Origin of the sequence: Companilactobacillus allii, assembly GCF_001971585.1 — a bacterium.
Lineage (GTDB): Bacteria > Bacillota > Bacilli > Lactobacillales > Lactobacillaceae > Companilactobacillus > Companilactobacillus allii.
Genome location: NZ_CP019323.1, coordinates 411,767 through 431,554, shown reverse-complemented (window position 1 = coordinate 431,554; position 19,788 = coordinate 411,767). Strand labels below are relative to the sequence as shown.

The following is a 19,788-nucleotide window of genomic DNA, read 5'->3' as shown; positions in this document are numbered from 1 at the left end:
GAAATCAATTATAAAGTAGGGAGATGGTTGAATGTCAGCAACAATAAAAGATATTGCACGAAAAGTCGGAGTCGCGCCATCAACCGTTTCTCGCGTTTTATCTGGAAAATCCAAATACTATACACCTGAAACTGAAAAAAAAGTAAAACAAGCAGTTGAAGAACTGGGATATAAAAAAAACCAAGCTGCAGTTGAATTGGTTAAAAAGCAGAGTAATGTTATTGCGGCAGTTGTCAGTTCTGTTAAGACAAATTTTGCCGGTGAAATAATCGATGGAATACAAGCAGAAGCATCAAAAAACGGATACAATTTAATTGTCGTGTATTCTGGTAGTGCTGACACTGAGGAACAAAAAAAGGCATTATTAACAGTGATCGAACGTCCGGTTATGGGAGTTTTATTGCTATCCATTGCTTTATCAGAGGATAATTTAAAGCTATTAGATGAATCAAATACACCCTATTGCTTCTTATCCATGGGATTTGATGATGATAGACCCTTCGTTAGCTCAGACGATGAAATAATTGGTTATACTGCTACTAAATATTTGATTGAACATGGTCATCGTAAAATAGGATTAGTTGGATTGGATAAATATCCGTATACTGGTAGATTAAGAACTGCTGGATATACGAGAGCATTGTTAGAAAATGGTATAACTCCTAAACAATCCTGGTTGGAGTATGGGGATTATAGTTATGTTGCCGGAGAATTAGCTATGAAAAAATTTGGAAAAGACACTGAGATTACAGGAGTCGTTGCCGCAAGTGATTTAACCGCGATAGGAATATTGAATCAGGCTCGTAACTTTGGATTGAGAGTGCCCCAAGACCTATCTATCATAAGTATAGATGGTACTGAAATGTGTAAAATCGTCCAACCTCAGCTAACTAGTATTTCACAGAACTTTTATGAAATGGGAGTGATTGGAGTACGACAAATTGAGCAGAGAGTCAAAACACTTAATAAAACATTTGAATCACAGTGTCTTGTTCCCATTAAGATTAGTGAACGACAGAGCGTATTCTGTATTGAATAGTAATTTAAATTAGGCATCGAGTATTAAACGAAAGCCGTCAGATTTATGATGGCTTTTATTTTGATTGTTGTGTATTTATCTTTTTAGTAGAAATTAAAAAATAATCGTTTTAACAAGGTTAAACTGTATTTATTTGTAAATGGTGCACATATATATGCTGTTAAGAATTAACAATTTGGATTCTATCAGAAAATATTTATGTCAAGAAATTACAAAATTTTAAAAGAGATGATTTTTGGATGGCCATATTCCTAAGTTTTAGGGATATGGCTATTTTTTTGTGTATTCAGCATGAAAGTTGGTAGCATAAGATACCTTCCGTTTAGTGGGAAAAGTTTCCTACCTATAGGAAAAAAATGTAACTTTGTAAGCGGATACTTAAAAAATATAATAGGAACTGTTGATGAGCAATAGTAGTTCTTATTAATAACTTGGTTAGGAAAATACTATGAATAAGAATATTAATAAAATGCTAGATGTGCTGCTGCAACAAAAAGACTTTATTACTAACAAACAGTTATCTGAATTAGTTGGTGTAACAGAGAGGAGCATAAGAAATTATGTAGCTAAAGTTAATGAGCTTTCCAATGGTGAGAGGTTAATTATTTCCACCGCCAAAGGATACAAAATCGATAAAAGTAAATATGATTCCAAAGATATTAGTGAAAATGATTCGGACAGTGATGATGAAATCTTATTTAAAATTGCATTATTACTTATAAATAGTACTGGGTATACCCAGATTGATGTAATTGCTGATCGACTCTCGTATTCAAGTGAAAGCATTCGTAGTAAAATCCAAAAATTATTTTTGAAGATAAAGCAGTTTGATATTGGCCTGTCATTTGAATCAAAAATTTTTACGGGGGTTAGATTAGTTGGAAGTGAAGAGTCTAAAAGATTGGTTCTTGAGGAATTGGTTCCATTAAAGATATTCTCTAAAGATAAATTGATTTCACGATTATATAATTTTTTTAATGAGATGACCAATATTAAAGAACTAACTAAAAATATAAAAGCAATTGATAATATTTTGACGGCGCATAATTGCACCGTTGAATATTGGACTTATGTCAAGCTAATCATTCATATGATAATTATGAATGATCGTATAAAAAATCAAAATCATGTGAAGGAACTGGCCAGTTATGAAAATGTCGTTTCTGAGTTTGCAGAATATAAATTGGCTAGTGACTTGATAGATACTTTCAAACTTGAACGGACTAAAGAGGAATTGCTAAGTCTAACATATTATCTTTTGGCACTACCTTTAGATATTACAAATCCAAAAATAATTTTGAATGATGAGTCAACGATTTCAACAATAAAGAAAACACTATTCAAAGCAGAAAAGTATTTTGATATTCCGGTGTATTCCAATGAAAATTATCAGAATCAAATTGTAAATCATATTGCTAGACTCTTAAATCCAATCAAAGAGAAGATACCAATTTTCAATCCTTATTTTACTGAATTAAAACATGAATATTTATTTGCCTATTCTATTTCGAGTTTTATCTATGACGATTTAAAAAAGCGACTTTCATTGTCTATACCAGAATCTGAAATCGCATATTTATCAATACATATTCAATTAGTTTTGAATGAAGGAAAAGACGGAATATTAAAAGTGCTTTTGATCGTAAATAATAAGCAAATAGAAACAAGGCTAATTAAGAACAAAGTTGAGATGTTTTTCCAAAATATTCAAATAGTAAAAATCGTCCACGATTTTGAATCAGTAGATTTTGAAAAATTTGATTTAGTTTTAACTACAATTGTCGAATATCCTGATCCTAAATATTATACAAATGACAAATTAATACATATTTCAAGAAATTTTAACAGTATGGATATTCAAAGTGTTCAAAGATTTATTTCAACAGTTGGAACTTCAAATTTAATAAATGCTGCTGACTATTTCAGAATAAATGAGGATTCGAATATCTCTGCTATAGAAAAATTATTAGAATTAGCTGGTTATTCAAGTTTATTTACTAATTTTAAGGATCGGGAAGGGATGTCTAGTACGGATGTTGGTAACTTTACTGCTTTGCCACATCCATTTTTAACCAAGTTTTCGTATAACCCTCATGTAATAATTGGTATCAATAAATCCAATATTACATGGGGAAATCAGAAAGTTAGATTGATTATTGTATATATTCCATCTGAACAGTTGGAAGTTAATAAGGGTTTTTTTAGGGACGTATATGTACATACCAATAACTTAGATACGGTATTGAAATTACTAGAAACAAAAAATAAACAGGATTTTATTTCTGTATGGAATAAAGAAAGAGGATATTAAAATGTTAATGAATATGGTTGATTTACTAGATGTAGCTTACAAGAATGAGTTTGCGGTTGGGTCATATAATGTTTCAAATAGTGAGTTTGTAGAGGCCATTATTAATGCTGCTGAAAAGAAGAATGCTCCAGCAATTATTCAAATTCATCCTGATGAATTGAGCTATGTTGGTGAAGATTTTGTTGCTTATGTAAGACAAGCTGTAAATCGTACACGTATTCCAATGGCAATTCATGTTGATCATGGAGCAACTTATCAAGATGTTCTTAAAGGTATTCAAAATGGTTATAGTTCAGTAATGATTGATACATCTGCTGAACCATGGGAAAAGAATATTGCTATTACTAAGAAATGCGTTGAAGCAGCACATGCTGTAAACGTCTCTGTAGAAGCAGAATTAGGAACAATTGGAAGTAATGAATTGTCCGTTGACAGTAACGGTGTTAATGAAATCCTTTATACAAAACCTGAAGATGCTAAGAAGTTTGTTGAGGCAACAGGAGTCGATACATTAGCTGTTGCTATTGGAACACGTCATGGCCACTATGCACATGTTGAAAAGCCAGAATTAAGAATTGATCTATTGGAAAAGATTCACGAAGCAGTTGATATTCCATTGGTATTACATGGTGGTTCTGATAATAAGGATGAAGAAATTCGAAAGACATATAAGCATGGTGTTGCTAAAATCAATCTTTCAACTGATATGAAGACAGCATTCTTTAATCAGCTACGTAAGACATTGGTTGAAAAGCCTGATGATTATGAACCAAATGTATTAATGCCTAGTGCACGCCAAGCGGCACAAGACGTTGTTGAATATAAGATGGATTTGTTCAACTCAACTGGAAAGGCTAGCTTGTATTTCAAATAAATCAACATTTGATTTAGAAGGGGAAAATTATGAATGTTAAAGATGTGATAGACAAAAAGAATATCATTATTTCTAATACAGCCATGAGTAAACAAGAAGCTATCGAAAAGATGAGTTCACTACTTGGAGCAAATGGATATATTTCTGATATACCCTCTTTTCAAAAAGCGGTCAATAAACGAGAAGAAGAGATATCAACAGCTGTTGGTTATGGTGTTGCCATACCGCATGGAAAATCAGAAGGTGTAGACAAAGCAACTATTGTTATTCTCAAAAATTTAAGTGGAATTAAATGGGGACAAGAGATTGTTAATTTAGTATTTATGATTGCTGCACCAGCAAGTGCCAATGATGAACATCTACGGATGTTATCGACTATTTCAACTTTTCTGATGGATGAAACTTTTCGTGCTAAATTATTGACGGCTATGACTGAAGATGAAATATACAAAGACTTGATTGAACAAGATGAAACGAAGTCCCAAGAAGATGATCTTAAGAAAGTAACTGAAGATGGTGGTAAATACTTAATTGGTATTTCGGCTTGTATGACTGGAATTGCGCACACCTATATGGCTGCTCAATCATTAGAGAATGAAGCTAAGAAACGTGGGATGAAATATAAGATTCAAACCAACGGATCCACTGGAGTGGAGAATAAACTCACTGCTAAAGACATTTCTGAAGCAGATGCAATCGTTGTAGCACATGATGTTAAGGTAGATACCGATGTGTTTGAGGGACGAGAATTCTTAGATATCCCTGTTAAAAGAGCCATTGATAAGCCACAAAAAGTTGTTGATGATGCATTAGCTTTGAGTTCAGGCTATGTTAAATCAGATAAAGAAATAAAGAGTGAAGAGACTGAGGATGAAGGTAAAGGCAGTAGTTTTGCTAGAGCATTTTATACCCACATCATGAGTGGTGTGTCTTATATGATTCCCTTTGTTGTAGTCGGTGGTATCTTTATCGCTATTTCATTCATGTTTGGTATTTATGCTAGTGATCCTAAGAGTGACCAATATAATATTTGGGCGGCATTCTTTAATGAAATGGGTGGTAACGCTGCGTTCAAGTTATATGTTCCAGTTTTAGCTGCTTATATTTCATGGAGTATTGCTGATAAGCCAGGATTAGCACCAGGTATGATTGGCGGAATGATGGCCATGAATGGTGGTTCTGGTTTCTTGGGTGGTATGTTAGCTGGTTTCTTAGGTGGTTATATAACGAAGTTGATCACCAAGAAAACTAAAAATATTCCACATACGTATCAAGGTTTGATCTCAGTTTTGTTGATTCCGTTATTGGCAACATTTGTCGTTGGATTCGTCATGTTCTTTATTCTCAATACACCAATGTCGAACTTAAATGAATTCTTAACTACATGGTTAAAATCAATGAATGGATCAAGTGCCTTCGTTATGGGAGCTGTACTAGCTGGAATGATGTCTTCCGATATGGGTGGTCCAATTAATAAGACAGCTTCGGCTTTTGGCTTGGCAATGTTTGCTTCTAAAATTTATGGACCATCAGCTGCTTTGATGGTTGGTGGTATGGTTCCACCATTAGGAGTTGCGTTAGCCACATTATTATTTAAGAATAAATTCACTAATCAAGAAAGAGAAGCAGGTAAAGCAAACTGGATTCTAGGGGCCTGCTTTATTACAGAAGGTGCTATTCCGTTCGCAGCTGCTGATCCATTGAGAACTATTCCCGCTAATGTTATTGGTGGTGCAGTTGGTGGTGCCTTAAGCATGATGTTGAATATTACACTTCAAGCCCCACATGGTGGAATATTTGTTATACCGGTTGCATGTAATAAACCATTGTTATATATAGGTTGTATTTTAATAGGTACCGTTATTACTGCCTTGATTTTAGGTTTCACTAAGAGAACTTTGAGTGAATCTGAAATGAACAAACATATGGCAGCAGGTATAATTTAATAAAATGCTCAAATAATTTATAGGATATCGATAGTTAAAATCGATGTCCTTTTTTTGATACACACGACTTGGATTTTAACTTTTATAACAGCACTGTGATTTACAATTAATATCCGTAAGACATTGTCATACACTCTAACGAATAAAAAACTGGAATCTCTCGGACTAATAAATATGTCCAAGAAATTCCAGTCTATTCAGAATGCTTAAATTAATGAACCGCCGTATACGGAACTGTACGTACGATGGTGTGAGAGGTCGGTAACTAAAGTTACCTCCTACTCGATTACTTTAAATATTCGTGAAATTTATTTCAGTATTTTCATTTAAAGAGTAAATGAAATCAAGATAGCTTGAAAGCGTTTACTAAAAAATATAAATACATTAATATAAATTTATAAATTAAGCAAGGGGGAATGAAAATGTCTAAAAAACTTATAGCGGTAACCGCGTGTGCATCTGGTATAGCTCACACATATATGGCAGCTGAATCAATTGAAAAAGCTGCAAAAGAAATGGGCTATGAAGCTAAAGTTGAAACTAATGGTGCCATAGGAGCAGAAAATGTTTTAACGGAAAAAGATATCAGTAGTGCAGATTTAGTTATTGTAGCTGCGGACATAAAAATTGATCCAATCAGATTTACAGGTAAAAGGTTGTACGTTACAGATTCAAATGCTGCCATTAATGATGGAAAAGCATTAATTGAAAAAGCTGAAAAAGAAGCAACTGTTTTTGGTAAAAAAGGTAGCAAAGTTGGTAAGATTCAAATTGGTAACAATAAAGAAAAGACCACATTTTTTACACATGTAATGAGTGGTATTTCATATATGATCCCAATGGTAATTGCTGCGGGATTAATTTTAACTATAGCGAATTTATACGCTTTCCAAAGAGATGATATGGGAAGAATTGTTAAATGGGGATTTGACACACATACGCAAATGGGAATGTTGATGTCCAATTTATTTCAGGTAGGACAAGTTGGATTCAAATTAATGATTCCTTTGTTCGCAGGATTTGTTGCTAATTCAATAGCTGATAAACCTGCGATAGCTCCAGCAATGATTGGGGCATATATCGCTAATGATGCTGATTTATTACATGCAAAAGCAGGTGGTGGTTTTATCTCGGCACTACTAGTTGCATTCATTGTTGGTTATTTTGTTAAATTGTTAAAGAAGGTCAAATGGCCTAAGATTATTCAACCTATTGTTCCAATTATGATTATTCCATTTATATCGACATTATTTATTTCATTAGTTGTTTTTTATGTAATTGGACAACCTATAGCTGCAATGATGGACGGGTTGTATTCATGGTTGAATTGGATAAATGAAAATTCAACTAGTGCTCCTATTGTTCTTGGGGCGGTTATTGGTGCCATGATGGGATTTGATTTAGGTGGACCAGTTAACAAAACAGCTTTGATTTTTGGTACAGCTGTTTTTACTGATACCATGGCTAAATTTGGACCAACTCATGCTAACTTCGTTCCTCAAACTGCTTCACAAGCAGCAATATCAGTTGCACCTTTAGGTGTTTGGTTAGCCACAATTATTTGGAAGAAGAAGTTTTCCAAGGATGAAAAGACAGCCGCTAGTGCCGCATTAGGTATGGGGTTAGTTGGTGTAACTGAAGGTGCAATTCCGTTTGTTGCCGCCGATCCAATCAGAATGATTATAGCTAATGTCACAGGATCAGCGGTTGCTGGTGGATTAGTAGCCGCAACTGGATGTAAGTTTTACGGAGGGATCGGTTCTCCTTTAGGTACTTTTATTGGATATATCGAACAACCAATTCCGTTTATTACATGGATACTTTGTGTGTCTGCAGGAATTGCTGTTACAGCGCTCATCATAGGTCTAACTAGAAGTGATGCGGTACTTGAGGCTGCGGAGCAGTTCGACAGTTCTGAAACTGAATAATTTATAGAATGAGGTATTTTGATGGAAACTAGTATTTTTAATCAAGAACATATCTTTTATGACCATGAAAGCAAAACACAGGATGAAGCATTTTTAAATGTTGCAAAATTTATCGAGAATTGTGGATATGTCAATAGCTATGAAGTTTTTTATCAAGGATTGAAGGCTCGTGAAATTGAGGCAACTACTGGATTTAAGAATGGTATAGCAATTCCACATAGTAATGATGAAAGTGTACTTGAACCAGGATTGTTCCTAGTTAAATTCGATAATAAGATCGATTGGGAAGCACTAGATGGTGAACCAATTCAAGTTGGATTCTTTTTAACTATTCCTAAAGATGGAGCTAAGGAACATTTAAAATTGTTGAGCAAAATTGCTAGGAAATTAATGGATGATGAATTTAGAGAAAATGTTTTAAAAAATAATGATTCCAAAATTTTGACAGAAACGATTGAAGGTATATAGAAAATGATAAATGGGAAGGACGTGTCTTCCCATTTTTTTAATAGTGAGGAGAAAAGACGATGAAAAATATTCATGTTATTCAACATACACATTGGGATTTTGAATGGTATTTTACTAGGAATGAGGCAATAATTCAGTTTGTATATCATATGGATGAAGTCTTTAAAGCACTGGAAGATCAGATTGTTGATTATTATCTGTTGGATGGTCAAATGAGTATTTTGGATGACTACTTGGATGCCTATCCTGAAAAAAAAGAAGAATTATCTAAGTGGGTACGAAACGGCCGTTTATTTATTGGGCCATGGTATACGCAGACAGATGAGATGATTGTTACCGGTGAATCAATTGTAAGAAATTTGTCCTTAGGGATGGAGATGGCTGATAAATTAGGTGGAAGTCAAAGAATAGGATATTTACCTGATTCTTTTGGTCAAGCTGCTGATATGCCTAAAATCTATAATGGTATGGGTATTACTAATGCATTATTTTGGAGGGGTTTGTCAGAAGATAAAACGAGGAATCGTGAATTTGTTTGGAATTCTGAAGATGGATCAAATGTAACTACGTTGAATATCAAAGATGGATATTTTGTTGGTGTTGGTTTAATTGACGACGACAATGTAGACTCCACGATGAAAACAGTTATTAGTGGTACAACGATTGATGATATTGCCCTGCCAGTGGGTGGAGATCAAAGATATGTTGATTATAATTTAAAAGATAGAATCAAATTCTATAATGACGCTTTGAAAGATAAAGATATCCAACTTTTTGAAAGTAATTATCCTGCCTTATTCATTAAAATGAATATGAAAAGAAATGCTTTGGATAATGTTTCTGGTGAGTTCATTAATAGTTCAGTATCCAAAATACATCGATCTATATATTCTTCACGATATGATCAAAAGTATTTAAATGACAAAGTAGAACGTAGAATGATCTACCAACTGGAACCTTTAATGGTCATGGCTGATAGAGTGGGAATAGAATATAAAAAATCATTATTAAATAAAATATGGAAATTAATTGTAAGAAATCATGCCCACGATAGTGCTGGGGGATGTAATAGTGATAAAACTAATAAAATCATTTTGGATCGATTACAAGAGGCAGACCAACTATCGTACTCTGCAGTTGATTATTTAACTAGAAAAATTTCTGAATCTCAAAAGAATAAGGAGCCCAATGATTTAACCTTTTTTAATACACTACCTTTTAACACTGAAAAAATAGTAAAATTCAACGTATCATTAAAGAATAAAGACTTTGATTTATATGATAATGATAAAAAGATATTGGTGGATATCTTAGATATTGAGAAGAAATATAATGGCCAGATAAAAAGAGATGAATCTCAGTATAAAGAGACAGATTACTATTATATTTTTCATTGTCAGGCTAAAATAACGTTGCCATCATTGCAGTGGAAAAAGTTAAAATTAGTTCCCAAAATGGGTAATGCTGAGGTAATAGGCCATACAGAATCTAATTCAATTTCAAATGGTGATCTTAGAATTAAATATTCAAACGGCGATTTAACATTACTGGATTTAAAAAATAATAAAGAATTTGAAAAACTTTTGATCTTTGAAGATGGCGGAGATGAAGGTGACACTTACGACTACTCACCAGCGTATAAAGATAATATAATTTATTTGAATTACAATGATGCCACAGTTAAAGTTCAAAACGGTAAAGTTGGTCAAAAAATGATACTTACTGGTCAATGGAATTTACCTAAAGACTTAGACGAAAGAGCCAACAAAACCAATTCTGGAATCGTTAATTATGAACTAGAATTAACTCTAGATAGAGATAATCAAATTCAGTTTCATCTAGATATTGAGAATGACGTTAAAGATCATCGCATGCGTGCAATTTTTAATTCTGATATTGAATCACAATATTCATATGCAGATACTGGGTTTGGATATATTAGACGTTCAGTAGTAGATCCTCATTTAAGGGATTGGAAAGAACTCGGCTGGAAGGAAGAGCCGACAGCAATTTTCCCTATGCTCCATTACGTAAATGTTCATAATGATGACTCTAGCTGGACTGTTATGGCTAAAGGTAATAAAGAGTATCAAATTATCGGTAAAAATTATAATCAGATTGCACTTACGTTATTCCGTTCTGTTGGATTTTTAGGTAGACCAGATTTGATCAGGAGACCAGGTGTCGCATCAGGTAATCAATTTACCTATATACCTACTCCTGATAGTCAATTAATAGAGAAACTTCATTTTAAATTTGCGTTGCAATTAAATGATAGATTCATGCCTGCTGAAATGATGAAGAATTTCCAAATATATGCGATAAGTCAGCCGTTTTATCAGGAACAAAATCTAAATTTATTTACTAATACTCTGAAGTATTTTGTAATGCAGCCACTCGACAAGCAGATTGAAAGTAATCCGTTTCTAGAAATTAAAAATAAGAATCTTATTTTTAGTAGCTTAACTGAGAGTCAAGACGAGTCAGGATGGCTCTTAAGGGTTTATAATCCAAGTAAGCATTCATGTGGAGGAAATGATTTGGTATTATTAAATGACTTCTATTTTATTAGTGAAACTGACTTTGTTGGAAGACTAAAAAGAAGCATGGGCAAAATGAAAAATATTTCATGTGGTGATTTTAAGCCTGGTGAGGTCAAAACGATAAAAATTAATAAATAAGATTGAAGGTAACTGTATGGAAAACAAGGTTGACGACTTATTCTTATTAATTGAATCCCATCGAAATAGTTTTACATCGGTAGAACAAAATATTGCTGATTATTTTATCAGTAAACAAGAAGTATTAAGTATTAGTGAATTAGCAAAAAAAATTTCGGTTTCACCGCCATCAATTACAAGATTTTGTAAGAAATTGGGATTAAATAACTTCAAAGAACTGATCTTTTTATATAGTCTTTCTTTAAATGATCAAACTGAGGATGCTAGTAATATATCCACCCCAGTTACCGCTAGTTATCATGCTCTGGCCACGAGAAGTGATGCCGCATATCGTAGTCAAGCAGTAGAGAACTTCTGTGATCTTATCGATGCTACAAGGATTATCATGTTTTGGGGATTAGGATTTAACTCATTTGCTGGTAATGATTTTGAATTCAAATTTGCAAGATTTGGTAAAGTGATACAGGTTTATAGTGACCAACACTCTATATCTTTATCGGCTAGTTCTTTACAAAAAGGAGATTTGGTACTAATTGCATCCCTTCGCGGTCAGGACAAGGATATGTTGGAAGCTGTTAAAGTGGGAAGAACAAAAGGAGCTAAGTTTTTAATGATTACTTCGAATGAGGATTCTCCAATTGTTGATTATTGTGAGGAAACAGTCTATGCAGCGAACTTTTCAGCAGACGAAGCTTTGGGAAATATTTCACCTCAGATTCCTGTGCTCATTCAGTTGGATATTATTTATTCTAAATATGTGAAAAAACATAAGGGAAATATCAGTAAGTGGGTACAGTCAGAGAATATATTGAAAAGATAAAAGTAATACCGAATTATTTCTAGGTGATTTACATCTATGAATAATAACAATTTTACAGTACAATTATTAAGGAATATCTAACCTCTTTTTTGTAAATGGATTGTAATGAATTCATTAATGTTGAAAGGATAGATATTCTTTTTGTGTTATAAAAAATTATATTAAAAAAAAGAATATTGACAACAGTGATGTAAGGGCATACACTTATGTCGTTGAAAGCAATATATTAAAAACTGTATATTGGAAAAGAGATGCAATAATGAAGGAAACACAATATCAAAAAAAAGGTATTGCTTTGATTTATTTAGCAAAGAAATTTTTTACATTAGGAATTGGGGATAAAGTACCTACTGTAGATGAATTATGTCTGGAAACAAATACCTCACGAGGAACCATGCAAAGTGCTCTGGAAACTTTAAAAAATGATGGGGCAATTAAGACATTATCCAAGGGGCATATGGGTACGTATTTGGTTGATCAAAATCAAGACAAATTACTTAATTATTTGGACGATAGAAATATTGTTTGTGCTATGCCGTTACCCTATACCAAGTATTATGAAGGACTCAGTACAGGATTTTATAGGGCCTTTGAAGATAAAAAGCTTAATCTTAATCTAGCCTATGTTAACGGATCAATAAATAGATTAAATGGTTTAAAGAGTAATCGATATGATTTTATAGTTACTTCTGGATTAACTGCAGATTATTTATTGAAGAATAACGATGTGGATCTAATATCCTTATTTCCACAAAAAACTTATGTCTCAGAACATGTAATTGTACATAAAAAAGGTAAAAATAACTTTATTTATGACGGAATGAGTATTGGTGTGGATTCCCATTCGATAGATTATAAAATTTTGACACAAGAAATTGTAAAAAATCATAATGTCCAATTAATTGAAACGCCATACAATCAAATTGTACAAAGAATTGAGAATGGGGAAATTGACGCTGCTATCTGGAATAGAGACGAGGTGGAGGAAAAGAATTACCCAGTATCTTACGATTCAATTGATAGCGATTTGGTAAATAAGTCGTCTCGTGCAGCATTACTTTGTAAAAAGAACAATTCGTTTATTAAAGAAATTGTACAAAGATACGCGGATGATAATCAAATCACTCTTGTTCAAAAAGAGGTGATATCTGGGGAGATTCTACCTGAATATTGAGGAGGTGATATATATGGAAGAAACTACAGAGAAAAAGTTAAATCTTTTAAAGGAAATGGGAAAATTAGATTCAGATTCCTTTGAATTTTTAGTTGATGTTGATGATTATTTTGAAACAAATTATTACAGTAATGATAATGAAATGTTATTGATCCATTTATCGGTCGCAATTGGTAGGGTACTAGATAATGAACTTGTTGATAGAATGCCAGATGAAATGTGGAAACAAATAAGTGGTAAACCAGAGTATAAAATTGCCATATCAGTCTGGAATGATTTAAAATTTAAAGCACCAGTAAAGTTTAATGAAGATGAAACACAATATATACTATTACATGTTTTAAATATATTAAGGAGGAATCAAAATGATTAGAATTGTTATTGGTGGGCAAATGGGGAAAGATGATATAAAAAAAACACTAGTAAAATTGATTGGTGATAAGGAGGTTGATATTTTTATCAAAAATGATTTGGATGCAGCAATGGCAATTAAAAATGGAGAAGCAGATTATTATATTGGTGCTTGTGAAACTGGTGCAGGTGGAGCTCTTGCAATGGCAACAGCATTACTAGGATCAACTCATACTGTTACAGTCGCATCTCCATCCAAGGTATTATCTGAGGAAGAAATTGCAGAAGAAATTAACGGTAAAGGTAAAGTTGCATTTGGATTCACTATAAATACAAAAGACACAGTGTTACCCATTTTAGTGAAATATCTAGTGAAATAATTTTTTTATATTTAATTATCTTTCAATATACATTATACAGTATATTGAAAATAAAAAAAGGATGGTATAAAAATGAACGTTACTACGTTGATTAACTATGTATTAATTGCCGCGGTTGGAGGTGTTGGGTCTATTTTGGCTAACCGTGGTATTGCTGTTTTTAACGATGGATTAAGACCGATTATGCCCGAATATCTGGAAGGAAAAATAACCAGGAAGGAACTAGCAGCTACTAGTTTTGCAGTTAGTTTTGGACTGATTATAGGCTTTGGTATACCAGTTTCAATTGGATCAACAATCCTGGTTGCACATAGTATTTTGCTTGCAGCAGATATTATTGGTACATGGACCCCGGATACTAAATGGGGTACAGCAATGGCAGGTGTAGTTGGTGCCATTTATGGTATTGGATTGTTATTTGGACTTTCCACAATCGTTTCATTATTTAAGATGTTGCCATTTAATTTCTTGCCAGCACTTTCATTATTAGGTGGTCCGATCCTTTTAGCTTTTTGTGCGTTTCCAGCACTTTCGGTTGCAAGTCAACATGGGCCTAAAAAGGGAATGATTACTTTTGGCCTAACATTTTTAGCTTATCTTTTAGCCACAAAATTCGGTACATTCAAAGTTGATGGTATGACGGTTACATTGAATGCAATTGGCATGTCTTTATTAGTTGCAATGATAGCGATGATTTACTTTGCTGCACAAATCAAGGGTGATGGTAATTCAAACGCTGGACTGGTGAACGTATTTTCAAAACGTGTGGGTCGAATTAAGAGTAATTGGATCTGGTTGTCCATTATGGGAGGTTTGATTACTGCTTCATCAAGTATGTTGATAATCGCTGTTGATGTATTACCACAACAATTATTGGTTAAAAACCAAGTTATGGAAGCGGCTATTGCGACATTTGCACGTGCTATTGGATTTATTCCGTTGGTATTTTCAACTGCTATTGTAACTGGCGTTTATGGTATGGCTGGAACAACCATTATCTTTGTTATTGGTTTGCTATTAAAAGGACAACCAATTCTTGCGTTTTTAGCTGGATTTGTTTGGATGTGGATTGAGGTTCAAGCTCTTTCAGCTACTGCTAAAGGATTGGATAAATTCCCTGGATTAAGAGATATGGGAGAACATATCAGAACATCGTTACAAGACACAATAGCGATAGCATTACTTATTGGTGCTGCATTGGCATGTAATAAGATGGCACCCAATTTGGGATATTTTTGGGTAATAGGTTTTTGGCTTTTAAATAAGAAAGCCAAGAAACCTTTAGTAGACATGGCAGTTGGGCCAATTGCGGCAATTGTTTTGGGAGTTTTATTGAATATATTGAGATTAATAATGTTATTTTAATTTGAACAGAAAGAGGATTTTATAAATGTTAGTACCTGGTATGGTTTATTCACATGAGCATATTCCAATTGATTTGTCAGAAGTTAAACACAATGAGGACTGTCATCTTGATTCCCAAGAATTGGTTATTCAAGAATTTAAGGATCTCTATGTAAAAGGTGTAAGGAATGTTATTGATATGAGCAATAGAGGTATGGGAAGAAATATTCCATACGCGCAAACTGTGGCTGAGAAATCCAAAATAAATATTGTTCAATCTACAGGGTTTTACCAAGATGCTTTTCTGCCAGTTGAAGTTTTTAGATTGTCAGTAAATCAATTGGCAGAAGGTATGATAGAGGATATTCAGAAAGGAATTAAGGGTACAAATGTAAAAGCCGGTGTTATTGGTGAAATTGCCACGACTCAGAACAAATGGACCATAGGTGAAGAAAAGGTATTCAACGCGGCTGTTATTGCTCAGAAGGAAACTGGATGTCCAATTAGTACGCATACATCTATTGGGACGTTAGGACATGAACAAGTTAATTATTTTGCTAGAAAACAAGCTGATTTAAGTAAAATTGTCATTGGACATGTTGATCTATCCGCAAACTCTGACTATGTTATCGATATGCTAAAAGCTGGAATAAATGTCGAATTTGACACAATTGGTAAAAATAACTATTTATCAGATACAGTGAGAACCAAGATGCTTAAAGATATTGAAAAAGCAGGGTATACGGACCAAGTCGTTATGTCTATGGATATTACAAGAAAATCACATCTCAAAGAAAATGGTGGTAATGGTTATTCATATTTATTAGATAAGTTTATTCCCGAATTAAAAAAGAACAATGTTTCAGAAGAATTTATTAATAAGATGTTAATAGATAATCCACAAAGAATCTATGGTGATTTTAATGCCTAAATTTAAAACATACCCACTAGAGAGCATATCCATAGAGGAAGCGTTAAAAAAACAATTTAAATTAGTTGATATTATGACACGCTATTTCATGGGAAATGAAATGCTAAGCCGAGGTGATCTAGGTGTTGTTCCTGGGTTAAACCAACCAAGATATACAAAGAAAGTGGAAGAAATTTTAGCTAGTTTTTTTGGAACAGATGCGGCAATGCTAGTTAGAGGATCGGGAACAGCGGCAATTAGATTGGCACTTCATTCAGTACTACATCCTGGAGATACAGTACTTGTTCATAGAGCGCCAGTATATCCAACTACAAAAGTATCAATAGAGAGTATGGGAATAAAAACCATTGAAATAGATTATAACGATATTGAGAATCAAATATTACCCAATAATATTTCGGCGATTTTAATTCAATATACAAGACAACAGCCAGAAGACTCATATTCAATAGAAAAAGTTATTTCGTTTTTTAAAAATAAGTATCCTAATATTCCAATAATTACAGATGACAATTATGCAGTAATGAAAGTAAAAAAAATTGGTGTCGAATTAGGTGCTAATCTAAGCTGCTTTTCAACCTTTAAGCTATTAGGCCCTGAAGGTATCGGATGTATTGTGGGTGATAAGGAGAAAATAGAATTACTTAAAAAAGAGAATTATTCTGGTGGTTCACAGGTACAGGGACATGAGGCTCTGGATGTATTACGTGGATTGACATATGCTCCGGTTGCATTAGCAAATCAAGCAAATGTTGTTAATGAGTTAGTTCAACGACTTAATAATAAAGAAATATCAGAAATTTCTTATGCATATATTGCCAATGCCCAGTCTAAGGTTTTATTAGTAGAATTTAAAAAACCAATAGCTGAAGAGGTATTGAAATATACAAGTTCTCTTGGTGCAGCACCTAATCCAGTGGGTGCTGAATCTAAATATGAAATTGTACCAATGTTCTACAGAGTTTCAGGAACATTTAAAGAGTACGATCCCAATCTATTAAAAACCACTATAAGAATTAATCCATATCGTTGTGGTGCTGATACTATAATTCGGATTCTTAAAAGTAGTATTAATGAGGTGGTGGGATAATGTTTTTAAAAAAACTTGAAGAATTAAATCCGGAATTAATTGATTTTGCCTTTGATTTACATAAAACTGGTCAAATATTACCAGACACATATGTCATAGATCTAGACATGATAAGTGAAAACACAAAAAAAATGGTTGTCGAAGCAAAAAAGTATGGAATCGAATTGCTTTATATGACAAAACAATTAGGCAGAAATCCAATAATAGCAAAAGAAATTGAATCAGCGGGGATAGAAAATGCTGTCGTTGTTGATTATAGAGAAGCTGAAGTATTTATGAACAATAATTTGAAATTAGGAAATGTTGGTCATTTAGTACAGGTACCAAAAATGTTACTCAAAAAGATTATTGATTACGGAACTAAGTATTTCACAATATTCTCGTATGAAAATGCCTTTGATTTGAATGAGGCTGCAAGATCCAGTAATAAAGTTCAAAAAATTATTTTAAAAATCCAAGATGATAAAGATGATATATATCCTGGTCAAGTTGGTGGTTTTACTTTGAAGCAATTGGACAATCAGTTAGAGAAATTGAAACAATTATCGAATCTTGAGATTGTCGGTATCACGACATTTCCCGCTATTCTTTTTGATGAAAAAAAATGTGAGTATGAGAAGACCTCTAATATGACAACGATAAAGGCTTCTAAGGATATTTTTAATAAGCATGAACTAAATTGTTCTGTCGTTAGTTTACCCTCAGCAACCGCTACTAAATCGCTTAAATTAATTAAGGAACTGGGTGGTACAGAAGGAGAGCCAGGGCATTCCATTACTGGGACCACACCTATGCATGCTGTAAAAAAATTGCCAGAAAAGCCAGCATATTGTTATGTAAGTGAAATATCACATAGTTTTAAAAACCATAGCTTTGTTTTTGGTGGCGGATATTACAGAAGAGGTCATTTGAAGAATGTAATAGTAAAGAATGGTAATGAGATTGAGCATGCAGAAGTTTTTCCACTAGATAATTCGAGTATTGATTACTATTTGGAACTAAATAAAGAATTTAAATCTGGTTTACCAGTTGTAATGGCATATAGAACTCAAATGTTCGTAACCAGAAGCACAATTGCATTAGTTAGAGGACTACACACAAGCAATCCAAGACTGGTTGGTTTATATGATAGTCAAGGTAGAGAATTACCGAAGGGAGTTAAATGATATGGGTAAATTTGGAATAATTGTGTTAGATAGTTTTGGAGTAGGTGCAATGGACGATGTTCCTAATGTTCGTCCAGATGATATTGGTTCAAACACTGCCTTAAATATTATTAAGGCAGTTCCACAGATCCAAATCCCCAATCTAGTAAAATTGGGATTAATGAATTCTATTGGTGAAGAAAGAGGAGATAAAAAATTCTCTAATACTGCAAACTGGGGTACCTCTAATTTGATGCATCATGGTGCAGATTCATATTTGGCCCACCAAGAAATTATGGGGACTAAACCTAAGATGCCATTATTACAGCCATTTAATGAGGTTATTGATACCATTGAAAATCAAGTGAAAAAAGATGGTTTTGAAATTGAGAGATATGGCGATCCGGGATATCAATTATTATTAGTAAATAATTGTGCAACTATAGGTGATAACTTGGAAGCAGATCCGGGTCAAGTATATAACGTGACGGCAGCTTTAGATGAGATGTCATTCGATGAGATAACTAGGTTAGGTGATTCAGTTCGAAGTGTTGTTAAAGTTTCACGTGTTATTGCCTTTGGAGGTCGAGGGGTAAATCTTAAAAATATTTTAAAGGCACGTAAAATAGAACATGGAAAATATGTTGGTGTGTCAGCTCCAGAATCCGGTGTATATAATAAAGATTATCATGTTATACATCTAGGATACGGAATTGACCCTAAAGTACAATTACCGACTATGTTGCATGAAAATAATATTGATGTATCTTTGATAGGGAAAACATCCGATATTATTAATGTAAATACGGATAGAAAATTTCCTGGTGTTGATACCAATTATTTGTTTGATAAGTTTATTGAACAATCAAAGAATATGAAAAATGGATTACTGTTTATGAATATTCAAGAAACGGATTTAGCCGGTCATGCTGAAGATCCGTTGAGTTATGCAGATGTGCTTGAAAAAGCTGATAAAAAGCTAAATGAAGTCCTACCCTTATATACAGGTGATGATATTTTAATTGTTATGGCAGATCATGGGGATGATCCAACGATAGGTTCCACTTTGCATACAAGAGAACGTACACCATTAATGATTTATAAGGAAGGCACACATAATAAGTACGTCGGGGATCGATCAACATTATCCGATGTTGGGGCTACTGGTGCAGAATACTTTGATATTGAACCACCAGAAAATGGCAAAAGTTTTTTACATAGAATTATTGATGGTACTGATCTAGATGAATAATCACTTGAACCCTATAATTCATGATTTTAATTAGAAATAAGATATATTCCCCAA

Annotated in this window: 16 protein-coding genes and 1 pseudogene; all 17 read left to right on the top strand. The window is 33.4% G+C overall.

Annotated features, from left to right (window positions below):
• The first annotated feature begins 31 nt into the window (after positions 1-31).
• The 17 genes and pseudogenes from BTM29_RS02095 to BTM29_RS02020 all read left to right on the top strand — a co-directional run bounded on the left by BTM29_RS02095 (position 32) and on the right by BTM29_RS02020 (position 19,734).
• The gene (locus BTM29_RS02095; protein WP_076613923.1) at positions 32-1,039 is read left to right on the top strand and encodes a LacI family DNA-binding transcriptional regulator; all 1,008 of its coding nucleotides are present in this window, start codon (positions 32-34) and stop codon (positions 1,037-1,039) included.
• A gap of 448 nt (positions 1,040-1,487) precedes the next feature.
• The gene (locus tag BTM29_RS02090; RefSeq protein ID WP_076613922.1) at positions 1,488-3,350 is read left to right on the top strand and encodes a BglG family transcription antiterminator; all 1,863 of its coding nucleotides are present in this window, start codon (positions 1,488-1,490) and stop codon (positions 3,348-3,350) included.
• A 1-nt stretch (position 3,351) separates the two neighbouring features.
• Entirely contained in the window at positions 3,352-4,224 is an 873-nt protein-coding gene (locus tag BTM29_RS02085; RefSeq protein ID WP_076613921.1) for a ketose-bisphosphate aldolase, read from the top strand.
• Between the two features lie 29 nt (positions 4,225-4,253).
• Positions 4,254-6,170 carry a PTS fructose transporter subunit IIABC gene (locus BTM29_RS02080; protein ID WP_076613920.1) on the top strand — a complete coding sequence of 639 codons (1,917 nt, stop codon included), beginning with the start codon at positions 4,254-4,256 and terminating at the stop codon, positions 6,168-6,170.
• A gap of 117 nt (positions 6,171-6,287) precedes the next feature.
• Positions 6,288-6,380 (top strand): annotated as a pseudogene (locus BTM29_RS12925) (reverse transcriptase); the annotation flags it as partial.
• A gap of 212 nt (positions 6,381-6,592) precedes the next feature.
• Entirely contained in the window at positions 6,593-8,098 is a 1,506-nt protein-coding gene (locus tag BTM29_RS02075; protein ID WP_076613919.1) for a PTS fructose transporter subunit IIC, read from the top strand.
• A gap of 21 nt (positions 8,099-8,119) precedes the next feature.
• The gene (locus BTM29_RS02070) at positions 8,120-8,566 is read left to right on the top strand and encodes a PTS sugar transporter subunit IIA (RefSeq protein WP_076613918.1); all 447 of its coding nucleotides are present in this window, start codon (positions 8,120-8,122) and stop codon (positions 8,564-8,566) included.
• Between the two features lie 59 nt (positions 8,567-8,625).
• Positions 8,626-11,247 (top strand): glycoside hydrolase family 38 N-terminal domain-containing protein, encoded by a 2,622-nt coding sequence (locus tag BTM29_RS02065; RefSeq protein WP_076613917.1) that lies wholly within the window; start codon positions 8,626-8,628, stop codon positions 11,245-11,247.
• Positions 11,248-11,263: 16 nt separating this feature from the next.
• Positions 11,264-12,067: a MurR/RpiR family transcriptional regulator gene (locus BTM29_RS02060; RefSeq protein ID WP_076613916.1), complete on the top strand. Its 804-nt coding sequence runs from the start codon at positions 11,264-11,266 to the stop codon at positions 12,065-12,067.
• A gap of 259 nt (positions 12,068-12,326) precedes the next feature.
• On the top strand, positions 12,327-13,241 hold the full coding sequence (yhfZ, locus tag BTM29_RS02055; RefSeq protein WP_076613915.1) for a GntR family transcriptional regulator YhfZ: 915 nt from the start codon (positions 12,327-12,329) through the stop codon (positions 13,239-13,241).
• A gap of 13 nt (positions 13,242-13,254) precedes the next feature.
• Positions 13,255-13,614, top strand: a complete 360-nt coding sequence (locus BTM29_RS02050; RefSeq protein ID WP_076613914.1) for a PRD domain-containing protein — start codon at positions 13,255-13,257, stop codon at positions 13,612-13,614.
• Positions 13,607-13,972: a DUF2620 domain-containing protein gene (locus BTM29_RS02045; RefSeq protein ID WP_076613913.1), complete on the top strand. Its 366-nt coding sequence runs from the start codon at positions 13,607-13,609 to the stop codon at positions 13,970-13,972. Before BTM29_RS02050 ends, BTM29_RS02045 begins: the two co-directional genes overlap by 8 nt.
• 72 nt (positions 13,973-14,044) lie before the next feature.
• The gene (locus tag BTM29_RS02040) at positions 14,045-15,337 is read left to right on the top strand and encodes a YhfT family protein (RefSeq protein ID WP_076613912.1); all 1,293 of its coding nucleotides are present in this window, start codon (positions 14,045-14,047) and stop codon (positions 15,335-15,337) included.
• 25 nt (positions 15,338-15,362) lie between these two features.
• On the top strand, positions 15,363-16,247 hold the full coding sequence (locus tag BTM29_RS02035) for a phosphotriesterase family protein (RefSeq protein ID WP_076613911.1): 885 nt from the start codon (positions 15,363-15,365) through the stop codon (positions 16,245-16,247).
• On the top strand, positions 16,240-17,337 hold the full coding sequence (locus BTM29_RS02030) for an aminotransferase class I/II-fold pyridoxal phosphate-dependent enzyme (RefSeq protein ID WP_076613910.1): 1,098 nt from the start codon (positions 16,240-16,242) through the stop codon (positions 17,335-17,337). The genes BTM29_RS02035 and BTM29_RS02030 overlap by 8 nt, the downstream gene beginning before the upstream one ends.
• Positions 17,337-18,503, top strand: a complete 1,167-nt coding sequence (locus tag BTM29_RS02025; protein ID WP_076613909.1) for a YhfX family PLP-dependent enzyme — start codon at positions 17,337-17,339, stop codon at positions 18,501-18,503. The genes BTM29_RS02030 and BTM29_RS02025 overlap by 1 nt, the downstream gene beginning before the upstream one ends.
• A 1-nt stretch (position 18,504) precedes the next feature.
• The gene (locus tag BTM29_RS02020; RefSeq protein WP_076613908.1) at positions 18,505-19,734 is read left to right on the top strand and encodes a phosphopentomutase; all 1,230 of its coding nucleotides are present in this window, start codon (positions 18,505-18,507) and stop codon (positions 19,732-19,734) included.
• Positions 19,735-19,788 lie beyond the last annotated feature (54 nt).